At 67.7% G+C, this 20,235-nt stretch carries 16 protein-coding genes; 9 read left to right on the plus strand and 7 right to left on the minus strand.

Features of this window, described 5'->3' with window-relative positions; translation table 11 throughout:
• The first annotated feature begins 48 nt into the window (after positions 1 to 48).
• Positions 49 to 999, plus strand: a complete 951-nt coding sequence (locus tag DFR24_RS18250; RefSeq protein WP_133882849.1) for a LysR family transcriptional regulator — start codon at positions 49 to 51, stop codon at positions 997 to 999.
• Positions 996 to 1,490 (plus strand): CinA family protein, encoded by a 495-nt coding sequence (locus DFR24_RS18255; RefSeq protein WP_133882850.1) that lies wholly within the window; start codon positions 996 to 998, stop codon positions 1,488 to 1,490. The genes DFR24_RS18250 and DFR24_RS18255 overlap by 4 nt, the downstream gene beginning before the upstream one ends.
• 74 nt (positions 1,491 to 1,564) lie before the next feature.
• Here DFR24_RS18255 and purL read toward each other — a convergent pair whose 3' ends face one another.
• From purL to DFR24_RS18270, 3 genes are all read right to left on the minus strand, one after another.
• Entirely contained in the window at positions 1,565 to 5,407 is a 3,843-nt protein-coding gene (gene purL / locus DFR24_RS18260) for a phosphoribosylformylglycinamidine synthase (protein ID WP_133882851.1), read from the minus strand.
• Positions 5,408 to 5,577: 170 nt separating this feature from the next.
• A complete protein-coding gene (locus DFR24_RS18265; protein WP_210772388.1) occupies positions 5,578 to 6,348 on the minus strand; it encodes an MBL fold metallo-hydrolase in 771 nt (256 codons plus the stop codon).
• An 18-nt stretch (positions 6,349 to 6,366) separates the two neighbouring features.
• The gene (locus DFR24_RS18270) at positions 6,367 to 6,696 is read right to left on the minus strand and encodes a DUF1820 family protein (protein WP_133882852.1); all 330 of its coding nucleotides are present in this window, start codon (positions 6,694 to 6,696) and stop codon (positions 6,367 to 6,369) included.
• 134 nt (positions 6,697 to 6,830) lie between these two features.
• Between DFR24_RS18270 and DFR24_RS18275 the strand changes: the two genes are divergently transcribed.
• The 6 genes from DFR24_RS18275 (at position 6,831) to DFR24_RS18300 (ending at position 14,377) form a co-directional block, all read left to right on the plus strand.
• Entirely contained in the window at positions 6,831 to 7,862 is a 1,032-nt protein-coding gene (locus DFR24_RS18275; RefSeq protein ID WP_133882853.1) for a GGDEF domain-containing protein, read from the plus strand.
• Between the two features lie 9 nt (positions 7,863 to 7,871).
• Positions 7,872 to 8,294, plus strand: a complete 423-nt coding sequence (locus tag DFR24_RS18280; RefSeq protein WP_133882854.1) for an HIT domain-containing protein — start codon at positions 7,872 to 7,874, stop codon at positions 8,292 to 8,294.
• 91 nt (positions 8,295 to 8,385) lie between these two features.
• Positions 8,386 to 10,854, plus strand: coding sequence for a hypothetical protein (locus tag DFR24_RS18285; protein ID WP_133882855.1), 2,469 nt, complete (start codon positions 8,386 to 8,388; stop codon positions 10,852 to 10,854).
• A 16-nt stretch (positions 10,855 to 10,870) separates the two neighbouring features.
• Positions 10,871 to 12,616, plus strand: coding sequence for a hypothetical protein (locus tag DFR24_RS18290; protein ID WP_133882856.1), 1,746 nt, complete (start codon positions 10,871 to 10,873; stop codon positions 12,614 to 12,616).
• A gap of 47 nt (positions 12,617 to 12,663) precedes the next feature.
• Positions 12,664 to 13,476 carry a hypothetical protein gene (locus DFR24_RS18295; RefSeq protein ID WP_133882857.1) on the plus strand — a complete coding sequence of 271 codons (813 nt, stop codon included), beginning with the start codon at positions 12,664 to 12,666 and terminating at the stop codon, positions 13,474 to 13,476.
• A complete protein-coding gene (locus DFR24_RS18300) occupies positions 13,469 to 14,377 on the plus strand; it encodes a hypothetical protein (protein WP_133882858.1) in 909 nt (302 codons plus the stop codon). Before DFR24_RS18295 ends, DFR24_RS18300 begins: the two co-directional genes overlap by 8 nt.
• Before the next feature lie 79 nt (positions 14,378 to 14,456).
• Here DFR24_RS18300 and DFR24_RS18305 read toward each other — a convergent pair whose 3' ends face one another.
• The 4 genes from DFR24_RS18305 to DFR24_RS18315 all read right to left on the minus strand — a co-directional run bounded on the left by DFR24_RS18305 (position 14,457) and on the right by DFR24_RS18315 (position 19,178).
• Positions 14,457 to 16,304 (minus strand): AMP-dependent synthetase/ligase, encoded by a 1,848-nt coding sequence (locus DFR24_RS18305; RefSeq protein WP_133882859.1) that lies wholly within the window; start codon positions 16,302 to 16,304, stop codon positions 14,457 to 14,459.
• An 11-nt stretch (positions 16,305 to 16,315) separates the two neighbouring features.
• Positions 16,316 to 18,103: a M61 family metallopeptidase gene (locus tag DFR24_RS18310; RefSeq protein WP_133882860.1), complete on the minus strand. Its 1,788-nt coding sequence runs from the start codon at positions 18,101 to 18,103 to the stop codon at positions 16,316 to 16,318.
• A gap of 230 nt (positions 18,104 to 18,333) precedes the next feature.
• Positions 18,334 to 18,471 carry a hypothetical protein gene (locus DFR24_RS24505; RefSeq protein WP_162851311.1) on the minus strand — a complete coding sequence of 46 codons (138 nt, stop codon included), beginning with the start codon at positions 18,469 to 18,471 and terminating at the stop codon, positions 18,334 to 18,336.
• A gap of 143 nt (positions 18,472 to 18,614) precedes the next feature.
• The gene (locus tag DFR24_RS18315; RefSeq protein ID WP_133882861.1) at positions 18,615 to 19,178 is read right to left on the minus strand and encodes a thioredoxin family protein; all 564 of its coding nucleotides are present in this window, start codon (positions 19,176 to 19,178) and stop codon (positions 18,615 to 18,617) included.
• Between the two features lie 116 nt (positions 19,179 to 19,294).
• Between DFR24_RS18315 and DFR24_RS18320 the strand changes: the two genes are divergently transcribed.
• Positions 19,295 to 20,185 (plus strand): alpha/beta fold hydrolase, encoded by an 891-nt coding sequence (locus tag DFR24_RS18320; RefSeq protein WP_133882862.1) that lies wholly within the window; start codon positions 19,295 to 19,297, stop codon positions 20,183 to 20,185.
• Positions 20,186 to 20,235: the final 50 nt, after the last annotated feature.

Consider the following 20,235-nt stretch of genomic DNA (forward strand, 5'->3'; position numbering starts at 1 on the left):
GGATAAAAAAGAACATTATTTAGGCCATACCTATCTATTGATTAGATGATGAGCACGCCCCGGATCAGCATCGAGCAGTGGCGGGCCCTCACCGGCGTCGTCGAGGCCGGCGGCTACGCGCAGGCCGCCGAGGCCCTGAACAAGAGCCAATCGGCCATCACCTATGCCGTGCAGAAGATCGAATCGCAGCTCGGCGTGAAGGCCTTCGAGGTGCAGGGCCGCAAGGCCGTGCTGACGCCCACGGGCACGCTGCTGTATCGCCGTGCGCGCGCCCTGCTCGACGAGGCCGCGAGCCTGGAGCGGGCGGCCGGTTCCCTGTCCGCCGGATGGGAAGCGCAGATCCGCCTTGCGGTGGAGATCCTCTTTCCGACCCAGCTGCTGCTGACCACGCTCGACCAGTTCGGCGAGGAGAGCCCGCACACGCGCATCGAGCTGATCGAGTCGGTGCTCGGCGGCACCGCCGAGTGCCTGCTCAAGGGCGAGGCCGACATCGCCATCGCGCCGCAGGTCCCGACTGGTTTTCTCGGCGAACCGCTGATGCAGAGCCGTCTGCGCCTGGTCGCGGCGCCGGGCCATCCGTTGCACAAGCTCGGCCGGCCCGTCGGCCAGAGCGACCTGCGTGCGCACCGCCACATCGTCGTGCGCGATTCCGGCAGCCAGCGTGCCGCCACGCCGCTGAGCCTGGAGGCGAAGCAACGCTGGACCGTGAGCCACATGGCCACCTCGATCTCGGCGGTGCGCGCCGGCTACGGATTCGCCTGGCTTCCCGAGGACAAGATCCGCGACGAGATCCTGTCGGGCGCCATCGCGCCGCTCGACCTGGGCGTCGCGCAGGATCGCGTGGCCACGCTGTACCTGATCTATGCCGATCGCGACTACGCGGGACCGGGAATCCTGCGGCTGGTCGAGCTGCTGCGCGAGAATGTGGCAAAAGCCTGCGCTGCACGCGGCGCATCGGCAACCGCCTCCTCCCCGATCACTCCAGAGAGTTCCAGATGAACGACATCTTCGAAATGGGCAAGCGCGCCGGCGAGCTGCTCAAGGCACGCGGCGAGAAAATCGTCATCGCCGAGACCTCCGCCGGCGGCCTCGTCAGCGCCAGCCTGCTCGCCGTTCCCGGCGCGTCGGCGTACTACGTCGGCGGCGCCATCACGTACTCGTTCGACTCGATCAAGTCGCTCGTGCAGCTGGACATGAAGGAGCTGCGCAAGCAGGGCGTGCGTTCCAGTTCCGAGCCCTACGCGGAGATCCTGTGCCGCGCGATGCTGGCCAAGCACGAGGGCGTGACCTGGGGCCTCTCGGAAACCGGCGCCGCGGGTCCGCCGAATCCGTATGGCGATCCTTCGGGCCACACCTGCATGGCGATCACCGGGCCGGTGAATCTCGTGCGCACGCTGCGCACCGGCAACGAGGATCGCGTCGAGAACATGTGGGCGTTCGCGAAGGCGACGTTGGCGTTGCTCGTCGAGGCCCTGGAAACCGCACCGTAGGGTGCGCTCCGCGCACGAACGCGCGCCCCCGGATGCATGCGAAGACGTGCGCGGAGCGCACCCTACGCCGGCGTCTAGGCCATCCAGCTCCGCGCGTTCTCGAACATCCGGAACCACGGCGTGCGCTGCGCGGCGCCGCCGGAGGCGGCATCCGGCCACCAGGACCCGGTGACGCCGTGGATCGTGCGCTCGGGATGCGGCATCAGGATCGTCACGCGACCGTCCTCGTTGCAGATCGACGTCAGGCCCGACGGCGAGCCGTTCGGATTCGCCGGATAGCGCGCCGCGACTTCGCCCTGGTTGTCGATGAAGCGCATCGCGACCTGGCCGTTGTCCTTCAGCGCGGCCAGATTCGCATCGGTGCGGAATTCCGCGCGACCTTCGCCGTGCGCCACCGCGATGGGCATGCGCGAACCGGCCATGCCGGCGAACAGGATCGACTTCGAATCGAGCACTTCGACCATCGTCCAGCGCGCCTCGAACTGCTCGGAGCGGTTGCGGCGGAACATCGGCCAGCGCGACGCACCGGGCACCAGCTCCTGCAGCGCCGCGAACATCTGGCAGCCGTTGCAGACGCCGAGCGCGAACTTCGACGTGTCCGCGAGGAAGGTCTGGAACTCGTCGCGACCGCGCGGGTTGAACAGGATGGTCTTGGCCCAGCCCTGCCCGGCGCCGAGCACGTCGCCGTACGAGAAGCCGCCGCAGGCGACCAGCCCCTGGAACGTGGACAGCGACACGCGGCCTTCGAGGATGTCGGACATGTGCACGTCCACCGCCTCGAATCCTGCGGCGTGGAAGGCGTAGGCCATCTCGTACTGGCCGTTGACGCCCTGCTCGCGCAGCACCGCCACGCGCGGACGACGCGTCACGGCCGGCACCGCGAGCGGCTGCGGATCGAAACTCAATGACACGCTCAAACCGGTATCGCTGAAGCGGCCCGTCGACTCGAATTCCTCGTCGACGCAATCCGGGTTGTCGCGCAGGCGCGCCATGCGATAGCTGGTCTCGAACCAGGCCTTGAACAAGGTGCTGCGCGCCTCGTCCAGCAACGGGGCTTTCTTCTTGCCGGGCAGCCCTTCGATGACGATGCGATCGTCGTCGCTCGGCGCGCCCACGCGCAGCGCGTTCAGACCCAGGGCCTGCGCGTCGTCGAGCAGCCGCTGCGTATCGCCGGCGCGCACCTGCAGCACCAGGCCCAACTCCTCGGCAAACCAGCCCGCCGCATCGAGGCCGGCCGCACGCAGGCCGCAATGACCGGCGAACGCCATCTCGCACAGCGTCGCCAGCAAGCCGCCGTCGGAACGGTCGTGGCAGGCAAGCACGCGGCCTTCGCCGTTCCAGCGCTGCACGAGTTCGAACGCGGCCTTGAGCTTCGCCGGATCGTCGAGATCCGGCGGCGTCTCGCCGAGCTGCGAGTACACCTGCGTCAGGATCGATCCGCCGAGGCGGTTCTTGCCGGCGCCGAGGTCGATCAGCACGAGGGCTGTCTCGCCCGCGTCCAGACGCAGCTGCGGCGTCAGCGACGCGCGCACGTCGAGCACCGGCGCGAATGCAGTGACGATCAGCGACAGCGGCGCGATCTGCGTGTGCGCGCCCTCGGCGTCGCTCCACACCGACTTCATCGACAGCGAGTCCTTGCCCACCGGGATCGCGATGCCCAGCGCAGGGCACAGTTCGGCGCCGACCGCGCGCACGGTGTCGAACAGCCGCGCGTCCTCGTCACCCTGGCCGCAGGCGGCCATCCAGTTGGCCGACAGGCGCACGTCGGACAGGCTGCCGATGCGCGCCGACAGGATGTTCGTGATCGCTTCGCCGACGGCCATGCGGCCCGACGCGGGCGCATCGAGCAGCGCGAGCACCGGGCGTTCGCCCATGCTCATCGCCTCGCCGGTGGTGGATTCGAAACCGCTCGCCGTGACGGCGCAGTCGGCCACCGGCACCTGCCAGGGCCCGACCATCTGGTCGCGCACCGTCAGGCCACCGACGGTGCGATCACCGATCGTGATCAAAAACTGCTTGGAGGCGACCGACGGATGCTGCAGCACGCGGCGCGCGGCGTCCTCGAAGTTCTCGGGCATCGCGAACGGCACCGCAGCGGCGGCGGCGCGCTGCGTGTCGCGGCGCATGCGCGGCGGCTTGCCGAGCAGCACCGGCATCGGCATGTCCACCGGGCAGCTGCCGTCAGCGTCCTCGACGATGAGCTGGCGCTCCGCGGTGGCGGTGCCGACCACGGCCATCGGGCAGCGTTCGCGCGCGCAGAAACCCTGCAGCACGGCGACGCCCTCGGGACGCACCGCCAGGACGTAACGCTCCTGCGATTCGTTGCACCAGATTTCCATCGGTGACAGCGCGGGATCGGCGCTGAGCACGCTGCGCAGGCGGAAGTGGCCGCCGCGATCGTCCGCGTGCACCAGTTCCGGCAAGGCATTGGAGATGCCACCGGCACCGACGTCGTGCACCGACAGGATCGGGTTCTTGTCGCCCAGCGCCCAGCAGGCATCGACGACTTCCTGGCAACGGCGCTCCAGCTCCGGGTTGGCGCGCTGCACCGACGCGTAGTCGAGCGCCTCGCTCGATGCGCCGGTGGCCATCGAGCTGGCGGCGCCGCCGCCCAGGCCGATCAGCATCGCCGGGCCGCCGAGCACGATCAGCTGCGCGCCGTCGACGACCTTCATCTTGTCGACGTGCTGGCGGCGGATGTTGCCGTAGCCGCCGGCGATCATGATCGGCTTATGGAAGCCGCGATTGCGGCCGTCGGCGGCGATGGCCTCGAAGCTGCGGAAGTAGCCGGCGAGGTTGGGACGTCCGAATTCGTTGTTGTACGCGGCGGCGCCGATGGGCGCCTCCAGCATGATGTTCAGCGCGCTGGCCATGCGCGGCGGGCGCGGCAGATCGCTCTCCCAGGGCTGCGCAAAACCCGGGATGCGCAGGTTGGCCACCGTGAAGCCGCAGAGGCCTGCCTTGGGCTTGCCGCCGCGGCCGGTCGCCGCCTCGTCGCGGATCTCGCCACCGGCGCCGGTGGCGGCGCCCGGATGCGGCGAGATGCCGGTGGGATGGTTGTGCGTCTCCACCTTCATCAGGATGTCGACCGCCTCGTCGTGCGTGCGCCAGACGTGGTCGCTCTCGGCGAACCAGCGCATCGCGTCGTGGCCTTCGATCACCGCCGCGTTGTCGTGGTACGCGCTCAGCACGCCCTGCGGCGAGGCCTTGGTCGACTCCTTGATCATCTGGAACAGCGACAGCGGCTGCGCCGCGCCGTCCACCGTGAATTCGGCGTTGAAGATCTTGTGGCGGCAGTGCTCGGAATTGACCTGCGCGAACATCATCAGCTCGGCGTCGCTCGGGTCCTGCTTGGACGCCAGCGCGTGCTGCACGAGGTAATCGATCTCCTCGCCCGACAGCGCGAGGCCCCAGTCGCGGTTGGCCACCACCAGCGCCTCGCGGCCACCGGCCAGGACCGGGACCCGCCGCAACGGACGAACCGCCTGCGTGTCGAACACGTGCGCCAGCTGCGCGGCATCGGTCAGCACCGATTCCATCATCGGGTCGTGCAGGTCGGCGTAGGCCTCGGGCGGCAAGGTCTCGACGCCCTGAGGCACGACGACGCGCGCCAGCTCCACGCGATGGACGGCCTCCAGGCCGCAGACGCGCGCGATGTCGGTGGCCTTGCTACTCCACGGCGACACCGTTCCCAGGCGCGGCACGACGAACAGCCGGCCAGCGCCGTCCGGTAGCGCGGCCGGGCCATCGCCCAGCAGGCGCCGCAGCGCGGCCGGGTCGGCATCGCCCTGGACGAGGAAGAAATCCTGCACCAGCAGGCCCGTAAGGCCGGGCGCCTTGGGCGCCAGACGCTCGAGCAGACGTGCGATGCGGAACGCGGAAAGTCGCGCGGCCGAGGGAACGACGTGGACGGTCATGGCGACGCGTGAGGTGGGCGACGCGGGAGGGAGCGCAATTTTACCGGGAAGGGTCGGGCGCGAGGGCATCGACCGGAATAAAAGTTCGCGCCGCGCCCCCCTAGCCCGGGTGAAACCCGGGGCTGCGCTCCGTATGCGAGGGGAACCCCGGGCTCAGCCCGGGCTAGGGGTCACGCCACTTCCCGCCACCCCGAGCTGCGATCCTGCTCCGCGCACACGCACCAGGCCGGATCCTCGTCCAGGGCCTCGCAGATGGCGGCGCGCGCCAGTTCCGGCGTGTTGTTCTTCTCCGAGAGGTGGGTCAGCACCAGCGTGCGCAGGCGCGAGCGGTCCATTCCCCGCAGCAGGCCGGCCGCCTGCGCGTTGGACAGATGCCCCCAGTCGCCACCCACCCGCCGCTTCAGGCTCTCCGGGTACGGGCCGGCCGCCAGCATCGCCACGTCGTGGTTGCATTCCAGCAGCAGCGCCTCGCAGGCATCCAGGCTGCGCGCGACGTGCGGCGTGATGCGGCCCAGGTCCGAGACGATGCCCAGGCGCCGGCCGCCGTAGGCAAACGCGAACTGGCAGGGCTCGCGCGCATCGTGAGGCACCGGGAACGGCTGGACCTGGATCTCGCCGAGCGCGAAGGCGTCGTGCGGCGACACCCGGAACAGCGTGCAGCCGTCCCAGTCGCTGCGGGCGGCCGCGGTGCCGTGGGTCAGGTAGACGGGAATGCCGTAGGCCCGCGCGAGCCGCGCGACGCCGCCGATGTGGTCGGTGTGTTCGTGCGTGACCAGGATGGCGTTCAGGCTGGCCGGATCGAACCCGATGCTCTTGGCGCGCGCATCGATCTCGCGCACCGGGAAACCGCAGTCCACCAGCAGACGGGTCGAGCCGCCCTCCACCACCGTGGCGTTGCCGCGGCTTCCGCTGCCGAGCAGGGCGAAGCGGAACAGGCTCACCGGTCGATCGTGTCCCTTTCAGTTCTTGGTGTCGGTTCCGCCCATCATCATCGGGAACGACAGCACCTTGTCGCTGCCGGTGCTGATGCGCGCCGGGCCGGCCTTGGCCACTTCATCGATGCGGATCACGGAATGCAGCGGGATGTAGAAGCGCTCCACGCCTTCGAACTCGGTCTTGAGCTTCTCTTCCGAGGTGTCCACGACCACCATCGACTTCTCGCCGAACACCAGCTTTTCGACTTCCACGAAGCCCGGCATGCCGCCGTGGCTCACGCCCCTGGCATAGATCTCGTACACCTTCCCGTGGTTGTGGAAGCTGACGCGGTACAGGTGCGGTTTGCTGGGCATGGGGTGGAGGGTGCTCCGGGTTTCGCGACGGTCGGCAATTATCGAAGCCCGCCGGTACCGCAAGCAAACCGGTTGAACGGCATCGATGCCAGCGGCTCGCCGGACGGCTGCGATCCGCAGGCTAAACTGGCCCCATGGAGCCTCCGATCCAGATCGAATCCGAAGGACGCAAGGACTCATCGCGCCCGTCGGCCGTCGAAGAAATGGGCCTGTCGCCGCAGCGCGGCGACGAAGGTCTCGAACGGTTGATGCAGTTGCTCGCCCGCATCGGCGGCACGTCGATGGCGGCGCTATGGGTCGTCGACAGGGAGCGCTCGTTCTTCGCCGCAGCGCACGGCTTCGCGACGCGCGACGTGCCGCGCCTGTCCGCTCTGGGCGAGCAGGCGCTCCGACAGGACGACATCCTGGTGGTGCCCGATGCCGCCCAGGATCCGCGCTTCGCGTCGGACCCGATGGTCACCGGGACACCGCGCGTGCGCTTCTTCGCGAGCATCGCGGTGCGCGGGCGTGACCGCGAGCGCATCGGGGTCTTGTGCCTGATGGATGCGGAGCCGCGCACGCGCGAAGACCTTGCCCGCGCCGCACTGCAGGACCTGCGCGCCATCGTCGAGGACCGCCTGCGACTGCGCTCGGACGCGCTGCACGATCCGCAGACGGGGACGCTCATTCGTCGCCATTTCGATGAACTGGGCGACCGCGAATGGCGCAGGGCGATGCGCGCGCTGGTTCCGATCAGCGTGATCGTGGCCGAACTCGATCACCTGCACGGGTTCACGGGCCGCGAGGGCGCGGCGGCGCTGGATCGCGGCCTGCGTGCAGCCGCCCTGGCGATCCAGTATTCGCTGCACCGGCCCGGCGATTGCGTGGGCCGCTTCGACGACACCCGCTTCGCGATGCTGCTGCCCGGCACCGGCCAGACCGGGGCGGTCGAGACGGCGGAACGCGTGCGCAGTGCCGTCGAAGCGCTGTATTTCCCGCTCGACGATGCCGGCGGCAAGCTGCTGACCCTGAGCGCCGGCGTCTGCACGGTGCGCAGCGATTCGCTTTCACGCACCGATCCGATGTCCAGCATCGAACTCGCGACCACCGCGCTTCGCCGTTCCCAGGCCGCGGGCGGCAATCGCTGGACGCTCGCCGGCTCCGCCGCCGATCCCGTGCTGTCCTGAACCCCGACAATGGATTTCGAACTGCATCCGCGCCTGGCCGCCGACACGTTCGTGCTCGGACAGTGGCCGCTGTGCACGCTGCTGCTGATGAACGACGCGCAATACCCCTGGTGCATCCTGGTGCCGCGCCGCGCCGGCCTGCGCGAGATCCACGACCTGCCCGACGCCGACCAGCAGCAGTTGCTGCGTGAATCCTCGGCACTGGGACGCGCACTGATGCAGGCCTTCGGCGGGTTCAAGCTCAACGTCGCGGCACTGGGCAACGTGGTAGCGCAGCTGCACGTGCATCACATCGTGCGCTTCGACGGCGATCCGGCCTGGCCGGCGCCGGTCTGGGGCAAGCACCCGGCGCGTCCTTACACCGACGCCGAACGTCGAACATTCGTCGAGCGCCTGGCGGCGCATGTGACCGACGCGCAACTCGCGCTCTGATCCACCGGCCCTCGCCTGCCTGTGGGCGCAGGTCTAGACTGCCTCACACCAACCGCGCCGTCCGAAGCGCGGTGATTTACGGGGAGGCCCCATGTTCCGCAGAACACTTGCGATCGGCACGCTCGTCATCGGCGTGCCCGCGCTCCTCAGCTTCCTCGTCAACGCCCAGCCGCCACCCGAGGGCATCCCGGCCGACGTCGAACAGCCGTCCGCCAAGTCTCCCGCGCCGCTGACCGCCGACGGCGCCTACTCCACCGAGCATTACTGGCCCGAAGCCGGCAAGTATCCGGTGCCCGACGAGCCCTACTCGCTCACGCTGCGCTCGGTGTCCCTCGAAGACCTGGCCGCCCGCAACATCCTGCCGCTGGGCATCTACAAGGGCACGCCGGAACTCAACGCGCGTCGCGACTGGTTCAACGCACATTTCTACGACACGCTCGCCGCGAAGAAGGTGTGGTCCGACGGCGCGCAGCACTACACCAGCGAGTGGCAGGCGCCGGTGACCTGGAAATACGCCGGCATCCCGCAGGCCGCGCCTCCGCCCTGTGACAAGCCGCAGCCCACCGGCTACGACGCCGAGTCCTGCCGCTACGTGAACTCGCTGTTCAAGGACGTGGCCGACAAGGACAAGCAGAAGCAGTACCGCGAACAGGCGCGCCGCGGCCGCGACGTCTGGTTCAAGGGCACGTTCGGCAACCAGGACGAGATCTACCTGCACTTCGCGCGCACCACGCCCAACGGCATCAAGGACATCTGGTACCCGTGGCTGGACACGCGCGAGCGCGCCACGCGCTTCACCAAGTACGGCCTGATCAACGATCCCGATTGCAGCGCCGGCGACGAGTCCACGTTCTGGTGGGACCGCTGTCCGGACCCGCATTCGAGCGGCGTGCTCGGCTATCGCAAGTACTACGCGGATCCGACCAAGGATACGGCCGGCAAGGTCGTGTTCGATCCCAAGACCGCGCCGTACCGCGACGACGAACTGCAGAAGAACCTGCGCTTCGTCGTGGGACATCCTTGCGTGCAGTGCCACGTGGGCTTCGATCCCACGCATCCGCCGAAGGATCCGAACGAGCCGGAGTGGGACAACCTCTCCGCGACGATCGGCAACCAGCACATCAAGCAGCCCGAGATGTTCTTCCAGGGCACGCCCAAGGACGCGCTGGCGCGCATCGCGCTCGAGGCAGGACGTCACGGCACCATCGACACCAGCCTGGTCGCCAACGACTTCCAGAACAATCCGGGCACGCAGAACAACATCATGGACTTCCATAACCGGATCGTCCGCGAGCAGTTGATGAAGGACCCGGTCACCGGCGAGCTGAAGAAGGGCCTGACGCAGAACGTACTCAAGGGCGGTGAAGACAGCGTCGGCGATCACCTCGCGCTGATCCGCGTCTACGTCAACATCGGCATGTGCACCGAGGAATGCTGGACGCCGAACTTCCCGACGCCGGGCAGCTTGTTCGGCGAGTCGTCGCACCAGCGCCCGTTCCGCATCACGCAGTGCGCCAAGGACTGCGACGCCTGGAACTACGCCGACGCCAAGATGCCGGACCTCGCGGCCTTCCTCGTCACCGGCGGGCCGACCTACCTGCTCAAGGCCAACGACGTCGATGCCTCGCCCGGCGGGCGCTACATCGACCTGGGCAAGGTGCCGACCGGCCGCAAGATCTTCGCGCGCGAGTGCGCGACCTGCCACAGCTCGAAGGTCGCCCCCGCCGCCACGCGCGCCGACAAGGCGGCACTGGAACGCTTCTACGAAGGTCACGTCTTCGGCGCCGAGGAGTACTGGCAGTACGAGTTCGCCGAGAGCGAGCGAAACTCCGAGGAGTTCAAGGCGCGGCATCTGGCCAACGGGCGGCCCAAGCAGTTCGCCGAGAAAGGCATCTACGGCCAGGACTGGCTCGGCAACGACGAGCCCACCGCGTTCAACATCGTCGGCACCAACAGCTGCCGCGCGCTGCACGACAACCACAACGCCGGCCACATCTGGGAAGAGTTCTCGTCGGAGGACTACAAGATGCGTCCGTCGCCGGGCAGCGTGCCGGTCACGATCGCACGCATGGTCCCGGGCCTGGGCGGCGTGAAGATCGGTGAGCGCAAGATCGAGGGCGGCCCCGGCTACCTGCGCAACATCTCGCTGCTGTCGCTGTGGGCGCACGCGCCGTTCCTGCACAACAACGCGATCGGCGAGCTGACGTATCTGGCGGACAACAAGACCATCGACTACACCGTGAAGGGCCGCATCGCGCAGTTCGAGAACGCCTTCGACGAACTGATGCGATCGGACAACCAGACCGTCACCGGTCATCGCCCGGAAAAGATCACGCGCGTGTCGCAGGACTTCAAGCTCGCTGCGCGCGAGGACGGCCAGGGCTTCATCAAGCTGCCGGTGTCCAAGGGCACGCCGCTGGGTTATTTCACGAGCCTGAATCCGCATCGCCCGCTGACGATGAAGTGCGACGATCTGGTGGAGAACAAGGGACATCAGTTCGGCGTGTCGCTGTCGGCCGAGGACAAGCTCGCTCTGCGGGAATTCCTGAAACTGATGTGAGCCGCGCGTCCGCAACGTGAAACGCCTTGCGGCCGTCGTCGTCGTCCTGCTGCTCGCGCTGGCCGGCGCGGGCGCGTGGCTGTGGTTCAGCGCCGAAGGTTCCACAGCGCCCGACATCAGCGACCTGACGAAGCACTCCGGCTCCGCGCTGGGCCCGGTTTCCGCCAAGGCCATTCCGCAGGACGACCTGCCGCCGGCCGGCACGCGCAGCCTGTTCGACCATGTCCTGGCGCAGAACGACGGCCTGCCATTCCCGTTCGAGAAGCTCGTCGGCGTGATCCAGCGACAGGCGCCTGAAGGCAGCCAGCCGCTGGCCGTGATGATTCCGCTGGGCCGCTCGCTGCTCAAGGCGAGCGCCGACTTCCACAAGCCGCGTGTCGTGTTCGCTGCCGATTACCACGCGGACAACAGCGACGCGAACCTGGGCCTGGCACCGCGCGGCCAGTTGTTCCTCGGCTTCACCGAGGCGGCCAACGAGATCGAAGTCGTCAGCTACAACGAACTGGCCGGGCGTTTCGAATTCCAGCTCGTGCAGAACTACTGCGAAGGCTGCGTGCCGCGCATCGTCTACGCGCGCCGCGCCATCTGCCAGACCTGCCACCAGGGCGGTTCGCCGATCTTCTCGGTGCGGCCGTGGCAGGAGACCAACGGCCAGCCCGAGATCGCCAATCGCATCGTCGCCGCACGCGGCGCCGATCCCTACCTCGCCGTGCAACCGGCACAGCCGCTGTCCTCGCCCGAGCGCATCGACGAACTCACCGACGTCGGCAACTTCATCAACGCAACGCAGCGCTCCTGGCTCGACGGCTGCGGCGCGGAAGGCGTGGAGTGCCGGCGCCTGATGCTGCGACTGGCGCTGCGTTTCCTCGACGATCCGGCTGCGTTCGATCCCGGGCAGCCGGATGCGACGCGCCTGCGCGAACTGCAGGCGCAGGCCTGGCCCGCAGGTGGCATCCCGGTGCCGAACAACGACCTGAACAATCGCGACCCGCTGAACGAGAAGCTCGCGTGGCGCGACCGCATCGGCCAGATGTTTTCGAAGAAGACCGGTGCGGCGGCGAAGAACAACGAGGATCTCGATGCGTTCGAAAAGCTGCCCAAGCTGCCGGCGAATCTCGATCCGCTGACGTCGCGCACGCCCAAGCAGGTGTTGAGCGCGCAGGATCTCGATGGCGTGTTCGGCCTGGCGCAATTCTTCACCGCTTCCGATCGTCGCACCTTGCTCGCGGCAGGCGGCTTCGTCTGGACCGCGACGCTCGACGCCGTGGACCGGCTGCCCGCGGAAGTGTTCGCAGCGCAACCGTTCTCGCGCGTGAAGACGCTGCAGGCGCTGATGGCGCCGGGCGTGATCCTCGACGTGCGCAAGGATGCGAAGGCGCGCGTGCAGCCCGGCTACTGCTGCCTCGCGACCACCGAGATGTCGCCGCCGGTCGCCATCGGCGTTCCACCGCTGCAGATCAGCGACGGCTCGGTGCTGCATCACTTCGAACAGCATTGCTTCGCCTGCCATCGCGGCAATCCGGCGAAGCGTCTGAACTTCATGGGCGGCGCCAGCGAGGCCGAGGTGCTGGAGTCGATCAAGGCGACCGCCGCGATTCGCGACGCGCTGGACTGGGATCGCTATCGCAACACCGACAAGGCGAACAAGCTGATGCCGCCGGCGGATTCGGTGCAGCGCGCGGCAGTCGAAGCCGAGCTGGCGCAGAATTCGAAGCTGCTGGAACAGATGCGCGAAGTGGTGCCGGGCATGTTCGACTTCTGATGGCGACAGAACGTTTCAACGCAGAGGCGCAAAGGACGCAGAGAAAAATGAAAAGCGCACGACGGCCCGACCTGGTTTCCTTCGCGTCCTTTGCGCCTCTGCGCTGGATGCTGTTCGTCGTCGCCTGCACCGCGGCCATCGGCAACGCCAGGGCCGAGCCGGCGTTCGCGCGCCTCTACAAGCAGCAGTACGGCTATCCGCCCTCCTGCAACGCCTGCCACAAGGACGGCGGCGGCACACCGCGCAACGACTACGGTGACCAGTTCAAGAAAGCCGGCGAGAACCTTGCTGCCTTCGACAAGATCGCCGCGCTGGACGGCGATGGTGACGGCTTCTCCAACAGCGAGGAGGCGAGCGCAAAATCCAATCCCGGCTCGAAGAACTCGACGCCGCAGGCCAAGGGCGACTGGCTCGACACCGCGAGCCTGATCCCGCGCGAGGTGCAGGCCCTGTTCCCCGGCGTGCGCGCGTACCTTCCGAAGGATGCGCTGCTCACCGACGCCGACATCGCACGCGCCAAGGCGCTGGGCGCAGAGCTCGGCAAACAGGACGAGAACACCATCTACATCCCGCTGCAGGATCAGCGGCCGGCCGGCACCGCGCTGATCTTCCCGGCCGAGTTCAACAAGAAGGCGTTCTTCCTGCTGCTCGCCACCGATCGACAGCTCAAGGTGATCGCCGTGCAGCCGCTGAACACCGCGCATGTGCCCGATGCGGCGAAGAGCGCCGTGTACGCGAGTTTCAAAGGCGTGTCGCTCGACCAGTTGCCGGTGGCCAAGGGCAGCGGGATCGACGCCGCGATCACCACGGCGGTGAAAAAGGCCGGCACCTTGATGTTCGTGAGGTTGAAGAATGCGTAGCGCGATAGCGGGCGCGCTGGTCGCGCTGTGGATCGGGTTGGCGCTGCCCGCGGCGGCACAACAAGGTCCCGCCGCCGGGGAACTTCACAGCGATGCCGACGCCCACGGCGCGACAGCGCCCGCCGGATTGAGCGACGCGAACGCGTCGCTCGAATCCGGCGAGTTGGCGCCCTCTTCCGATTCCGCGAACGCGGGATCGGAAGAGGGCGACCAACAGAATTTCGACTTCTTCAGCGATGCGCCGGTGCAGAGCGCCGAGGTGATCGAACTGCCGCCGGAGAAATCACGCTGGCTGACGATCGGCGGGCCGATCGCGCTGCTGGCGCTGTTCTTCGGGATGCTGGTGCAGATCTGGTGGCTGGTGCCGTTCGATTCGCACAGCATCGATCTGAACCTGCGCAACCTGCCGCCCGCGGCCAAGCGCGGCATCGCGATGGCGGTCGGCATGTTCGGTGTGGCCTTCTGCTTCGGCGCTGCCGAGATCTGGTACCAGCTGCGGATCCACGGATCAGCTGAGGCTTACTTCGCGCAGATGTCGCTGGGCAAGCTGATCGCGTTCACGCACGCGCACCTGTTCGGGTTCACGACGAGCTTCTTCATCGTCGGCATTCCGTTCTCGCTGCAGTTCAACCAGATCAAGACCTACCAGTGGGTGTTCCCGGCCGGTCTGGCCGCGTCACTGACCGACGTGATGTCGTGGTGGGGCATCAAGTTCGTGTCGCCGAACTTCGAGTGGGTCTCGATGTTCTGCGGGATCATCTTCTCGTCGACGTATCTGTGGATGCTGGTCGGCCTGCTGCGCGTGCTGCTGTTTCCGGACGTGATCTGGGCGTCGGACAAGGACCGGGCGGAACGGATCGCGGCGCGCAAGGCGCTGAAGCATCGCGAAGGGGATTACTGAACGTAGCCCGGACGAAGTCCGGGGGCTTTTCGCGTTCGATCGAGCGGGATCCCGGACTTCGTCCGGACTACGGGTTGAATTACAACCCTGCGTTGTTCGAGCAATCGGTCGCCGGTACGGCGTAGTGGCCCGCGTAGAGCCGCTCGACGTCTTCGGCATGCGCCCGTGCGATCTCGCAGCGGCGCAGCTTCTGCGTCGACGTCATCTGGCCGTTGTTCGGCGTCCAGTGCTCGAAGATCAGCGCGACCTTGACGATCCAGTGATTGCGCGGCGCGTTCTGCAGCACTTCCTGGCAGCGCTGCAGCAGCACGCTTTCGATGGCGTCGCGCGCGGCGGACGAGTAGTCGCCATCGTTGATTCCGATCTCGGCGCGCAGCATCGCCAGCGGGCCGGGCTGCGGCACGATCAGCGCGGTGAGGAACGGACGCGCCTCGCCGACCACCATCACCTGCTCGACCAGCGGCAGCTCGCGCAGCCGGCTCTCGATATCGGCGGGCGAGGCCTTCTCGCCGGTCGCCGTGACGACCAGTTCCTTGAACCGGCCGACCAGATAGATGCGGTCGGTATCGAGCCGGCTGACTTTATCGCCGGTGCGTAGCCAACCCGAGGGATCGAGCACCTGCTGCGTGCCGGGCTCGTCCTTCCAGTAGCCGAGCATCACGGACGGGCCGCGCACGCACAGCTCACCGTTGGCCTCGATACGCGTCTCGACGCCCTGAAGCGGCGCACCGACGCTGGCCGGATCGAGGTCATCGACGCGATTCACGCTGACCACCGGACCCGCCTCGGTCAGGCCATAGCCCTGCAGCAGCGGAATGCCCAGCGCACTGAACACGCGTCCGATCTGCGGCGACAGCGCCGCGCTACCGGAGATCGCCAGGCGTACGCGTCCGCCGAGGCGCGCACGCAGGGCGTCACCTGCACGACGCGCCAGCACCGTCGGCAGCAACCGCGCCTTGATGCGGCTGGCGTCCTTGCGGCTCGCCGCCCAACCGGCCTCGACCGCAATGCGGAACAAGGTGCGGCGCGTCGCCGAACCCATTTCGAGTTCGTGCATGACCACGCCGTGGATGCGTTCGAACAGGCGCGGAGGTCCGATCAGCACGGTGGGACGCTGCGAGGCCAGATCCTCGGCACCGGATCCGGCGCCGCGACCGAAGACCAGGCTGGCGCCGGCGACGACGCCAGCGTAGATCCAGGCCACGCGCCCGAACAGGTGTGCGAGCGGCAGGTTCGAGAACAGCAGGTCGTCGGTGCGGTACTGCACCGCGTCCTGCACGGCGAACGCGTTGGCGATCAGCGCGTCGTGCGACAGCATCACGCCCTTGGGCCGGCCGGTCGCGCCGGAGGTGTAGACGATGGTCGCCAGACTCTCGCCGCTCGCCGGGTTGTCCGGCAGCGCGGTACCGCGGCGCAGGAACGGAGCGAGCGGTCGCACGCGGCGATCGGCGTGTTCCGATTTGTCACGCAACGAGACGACCATCTGCAGGTCCGGCAGCTTCGCGCGGCCGGCGACCACGTTCCACACCTCGAGGTCGCGTGCGACCAGGATGCGGGCACCGCTGTCTTCGAGCAGCGCCGCGGTGCCCGCGGCGGTCTCGTCGGCGAACAGGCCCACGGTCACCAGGCCCAGGCTGTGCGCCGCCCAGTCGAGCGCGAGCCAGTCGGCGCCATTGGGAATCTGCAGCGCGATGCGATCACCGGCCTTGAAGCCCGCTTCGCGTAGACCCGATGCAAAGCCCTGCGCGGATGCCGCAAGCTCGGCCCAGCTCAGGCTGCGCCAGCTTTGCGTCTGCGAATCGAAGCGTCGGCAGGCCTCCGCGTTCGGCGTCGCGCGCAGGCGCTCCCCGTAGAGATCGGCGAGCGTGCGCATCGAGGCGCGGTCGAGTGCCTGCGGAACAGCTTGGAGAAGACTGGCGGTGGTCATCAAGAAAGGGTTCAGACGCCGATCCAGCGCTTGCGTCGTTCGGCAGCTTCGCTGCCGGCATCGGCGAGCGTGAAGGTCCAGGTGTCGAGCGGCGCCGCCCGAGGGACGAGCGTGGTGCTGAACAGTTCGTCACCCCGGAAATAGTGGACCGGCACGGCGACGCCTGGCGTCAGCGCCTCGAGCCGGCGGCTCCATTGCGGGCCGGTCAGGCGCAGGCCATCGAGCGCGATCAACTGGTCGCCCGCCGAAAGACCCGCCGCCAGCCCGGGGCTGTCGTCGAGCACGGCCGAGATCGTGGTATCGCCCGGCCGCATGCGCAGGCCGACCCAGGGCACCGTGCCCTTCGCGTGCGTGCGGCCGCCGTCGTCGATGGCCGATGTGCAGGCGCGCAGTTCCGCCTTGACTCCGAAATCGGCAAGGAGCGCTTCCAGCGGCAGTTCCTCGGTGGAGCGCAGCAACTGGTCGAACAGCGGCCGCAGATCGAGCCCCGATACTTCCGACGCAACCTTCTCCAGCCCGCCCTCGGGCACGCCGCGATCTTCACGTCCGTAGCGCGTCCACAAGGTCCGCATCACGTCGTCGAGCGTCGCCGCGGAATCGCGCCGCAGGCGCAGATCCACGCACAGCGCCGCCAGCGCACCTTTGACGTAGTAGTTCGTGCTGGCGTTGAGGCTGTTCTCGTCCGGCTGGTAGTACTTGATCCAGGTCTCGAAGCTCGCGTCGGCCAGCGTGTGGCGGCTGCGCGCGGGCGAACGCTGCAGGCGCGTGGCCTGCTCGGCGAGCGCATCCAGGTAGGTCGGTGCGTCGATGACGCCGGCGCGCAACACGAACAGGTCGTCGTAGTAGGACGTGACGCCTTCGTAGTGCCAGAGGTCGCGCGTGTAGGCCTCGCGCGCCAGATCGGACTGCTGGAACGACAGCGCGGTGATGCGCTTGACGTTCCACAGATGGAAATACTCGTGGCTGCACAGGCCCAGGAATCCACGGTATTCCTTGCTCTGCGCGGGTTGTCCCGGCCGCGGGAAATCGGCCCGCGACGAGATCAGCGCCGTGCTGGCGCGGTGTTCGAGCCCGCCGTATCCCGCAGCGACCACGTTGGTCAGGAACAGGTAGCGATCCAGCGCCGGTTCATCACCGAACATCGTGCGCTGGATCGTGCAGATCTTCGACAGGTCCGCGGTGACGCGCGCGAAGTCGGCTTCGATACGGCCCGAGATCACCAGCGTGTGCGGCACACCGCCCGCCTGGAATTCGAAGCTGCGGAACGTGCCCAGTTCGAACGGATGATCGATCAGCGCCTCGTAGTCGTCGGCCGCGTACAGACCGAATCCCCGATCATCCACTTCGACCGCCGGCATCGCGGTCGCCACTTTCCAGTCACGGAACGCGGCGCCGCGCGGCGGCTCGATCACCACCTCGAAACGGCCTTCGCGGAATCCGTCCGGGCAATAGAAGAGCGAACTGCCGTTGAAGAAGCCGCGTCGTGTGTCGAGAAAGGCCTTGCGCACGGATTCGTCGAAGGCGTTGACCGTGTACTCCAGCCGCAGCGCTCCGGTGCCGGCCGGCACCGTGAACGTGGACTTGTCGAGGCGCTCGATGGCCACGCTCTGGCCGTCGCGCCAGGCCTGAACATCGAAGACGTGCTTGGCGAGGTCGCGCACGAGGTAGCTCCCGCGAATCCAGGCGGGAAGCCGGAACGTCAGGACGTGGGTCGCGGTGCCGGGAAGATCGCAACGGACGACGTAGCGATGCGTCGCAGGATCCGGCAGCGAAACGGTGTAACGAGGGTCGGCGCTCACAAGGCAGTCAGTCTAAGCCGGCCGCCCCGACTTTTCTATTGCACTGCACCATTTACGGCGTCGATCCGCATCGGCTGCCCGCTCGTTGCCTGGCCCGGCTGCCAGCGCCGATCGCGTCCGCGACCGCTGCCGAGTCCGGTTCGTGCGGGAGGGCGGCCCCGGGGAAGACTGACAACCCGGGTCAGATTGCGACGAAGTCGGAGCACACTTTGCGTCATCCGACGTGCCGATCAGGGCACAAGAACCTCGCCGACAGCGAGCGTCTTGTCCGGCGCAGCGGACTCGAAGGAGGCCGGATTCTCGGGCACCAGGGTCATGATGGCGCCCAGAAGCAGAAGCGTGATCAATGCTGCTCGCAGGAGTTGCATGGGAGGAAGCTCGACGGGCATTACCGGGCGGGGAGGAAAGCAAGACGTGCCCTCGGAGTGCGAGGACCGTGCCACCCGCCCCCAGAGCCGCGAGAACCTCGATCAAGCGGTCCGCGTTGCCGCGGAATGGAATGGCTTGGCCGTCAGCGCGGCGCGGACCACTTGATGTTGCAGCCCATGCTGGGCTTCTGGTCGTCGAGCGGCGCAGCACCCGCCCGCAACGCGTCCAGAGCGGCACGCAGATCCGCGCCGGTCAGCGGCCGCCCGTTGCCCGGGGTCGAATCGTCGAGACGCCCGCGGTAGACCAGCTTCGACTCCGCGTCGAACAGGAAGAAGTCCGGCGTGCAGGCAGCGTCGTAGGCGCGGGCCACCGACTGCGTGGCGTCGTACAGGTAGGGAAAGGGATAACCCTGCTCGCGGGCGACCTCGGTCATGCGTTCCGGCGCATCGGCCGGGTACGCGCGCACGTCGTTCGACGAGATCGCCACGACGCCGACACCTCGCGACTGGGCCGCCTGGGCCACGCGAACCAGCTCGGCGTTGACGTGCAGAACGTACGGACAGTGATTGCAGATGAACATCACCAGGGTCCCCGTGCGCCCACGTACGTCCGCCAACGCCAGGGTGGAACCCGAGACGACGTCGGGCAGGCCGAAATCGGGTGCGACGGTGCCGAGCGGCAGCATGGTGGACGGGGTCAAGGACATGGACGGACGTTTCCGGAGAAGGCGGTGACATGGAATGGACAGGCGCCAGAGCGCAGAACATTCTTGCACTCCACGTGCGCCCGGAACGTCCCGGCGCCTTCAACGCACAATGAGCGATGAAACCCGACGATTGGCGCCGACGCGGGCATTGGTTCGATCACCGCGGCCATGCGATTTTCTACATCGACGAGCAGCGGGGCCCCGGTCCCACGCTGGTGCTGATCCATGGCTTTCCCACCTCGAGCTGGGATTTCGCCGACATCTGGCCGCTGATCGCACCGCGCTTCGGCCGCATCATCGCCGCCGACATGATCGGTTTCGGCTTCTCCGCGAAGCCGCCGGACTACGACTACGATCTCGTCGATCAGGCCGCGCTGCACGAAAACCTGCTCGTGCGGCTCGGTGTGAAGGAAGCCCATTTGCTGGTTCACGACTACGGCGTGAGCGTGGCGCAGGAACTGCTCGCGCGGCATCTCGAACGCAAGGAGCCGCGCCAGCTCGAATTGCGTTCGGTCACGTTCCTCAACGGCGGCCTGTTTCCCGAAACCCACCGCGCGCGCCTGGTTCAGAAGCTCCTGCTGGGCCGCTTCGGCCCGCTGATCTCGAAGCTCAACAACGAGCAACGCTTCAACCGCAGCGTGGCCGCGGTCTTCGGACCGGACACGCAGCCTTCGCCAGAACACGCGCGCGGGTTCTGGCGGCTGGCGATGCAGAACAACGGACATCGCATCGCACACCGCCTGATCCGTTACATCCTCGACCGCCGCCGCAACCGCGAGCGCTGGGTGAACGCGCTGCAGGAGACCCCCGTACCGCTGCGCGTCATCAATGGACCGCTGGACCCGGTATCGGGGGCGCACATGGTCGCCCGCTACCGGGAGCTGGTCCCCAATCCGGACACCGTGAGCCTGCCCGGCATCGGCCATTACCCCCAGGTCGAGGCGCCGGCTGCCGTCGCGCAACCCTTCCTGGCCTTTGTCGAGCGTGTGGACGCCCGGGCAAAATGACTCAGCAGGGGTTCAGTCGATGCCCCCAGAATCCGCTCACAGATGCTTTG

Source organism: Panacagrimonas perspica, from assembly GCF_004364935.1.
Classification (GTDB): Bacteria; Pseudomonadota; Gammaproteobacteria; order Nevskiales; family Nevskiaceae; genus Panacagrimonas; species Panacagrimonas perspica.

Coding starts and splice junctions, on each gene's coding strand:
- DFR24_RS18250 (WP_133882849.1), top strand. CDS start 49: ATGAGCACGCCCCGGATCAGCATCGAGCAGTGGCGGGCCCTCACCGGC.
- DFR24_RS18255 (WP_133882850.1), top strand. CDS start 996: ATGAACGACATCTTCGAAATGGGCAAGCGCGCCGGCGAGCTGCTCAAG.
- purL (WP_133882851.1), bottom strand. CDS start 5,407: ATGACCGTCCACGTCGTTCCCTCGGCCGCGCGACTTTCCGCGTTCCGC.
- DFR24_RS18270 (WP_133882852.1), bottom strand. CDS start 6,696: ATGCCCAGCAAACCGCACCTGTACCGCGTCAGCTTCCACAACCACGGG.
- DFR24_RS18275 (WP_133882853.1), top strand. CDS start 6,831: ATGGAGCCTCCGATCCAGATCGAATCCGAAGGACGCAAGGACTCATCG.
- DFR24_RS18280 (WP_133882854.1), top strand. CDS start 7,872: ATGGATTTCGAACTGCATCCGCGCCTGGCCGCCGACACGTTCGTGCTC.
- DFR24_RS18285 (WP_133882855.1), top strand. CDS start 8,386: ATGTTCCGCAGAACACTTGCGATCGGCACGCTCGTCATCGGCGTGCCC.
- DFR24_RS18295 (WP_133882857.1), top strand. CDS start 12,664: ATGAAAAGCGCACGACGGCCCGACCTGGTTTCCTTCGCGTCCTTTGCG.
- DFR24_RS18300 (WP_133882858.1), top strand. CDS start 13,469: ATGCGTAGCGCGATAGCGGGCGCGCTGGTCGCGCTGTGGATCGGGTTG.
- DFR24_RS18305 (WP_133882859.1), bottom strand. CDS start 16,304: ATGACCACCGCCAGTCTTCTCCAAGCTGTTCCGCAGGCACTCGACCGC.
- DFR24_RS24505 (WP_162851311.1), bottom strand. CDS start 18,471: ATGCAACTCCTGCGAGCAGCATTGATCACGCTTCTGCTTCTGGGCGCC.
- DFR24_RS18315 (WP_133882861.1), bottom strand. CDS start 19,178: ATGTCCTTGACCCCGTCCACCATGCTGCCGCTCGGCACCGTCGCACCC.
- DFR24_RS18320 (WP_133882862.1), top strand. CDS start 19,295: ATGAAACCCGACGATTGGCGCCGACGCGGGCATTGGTTCGATCACCGC.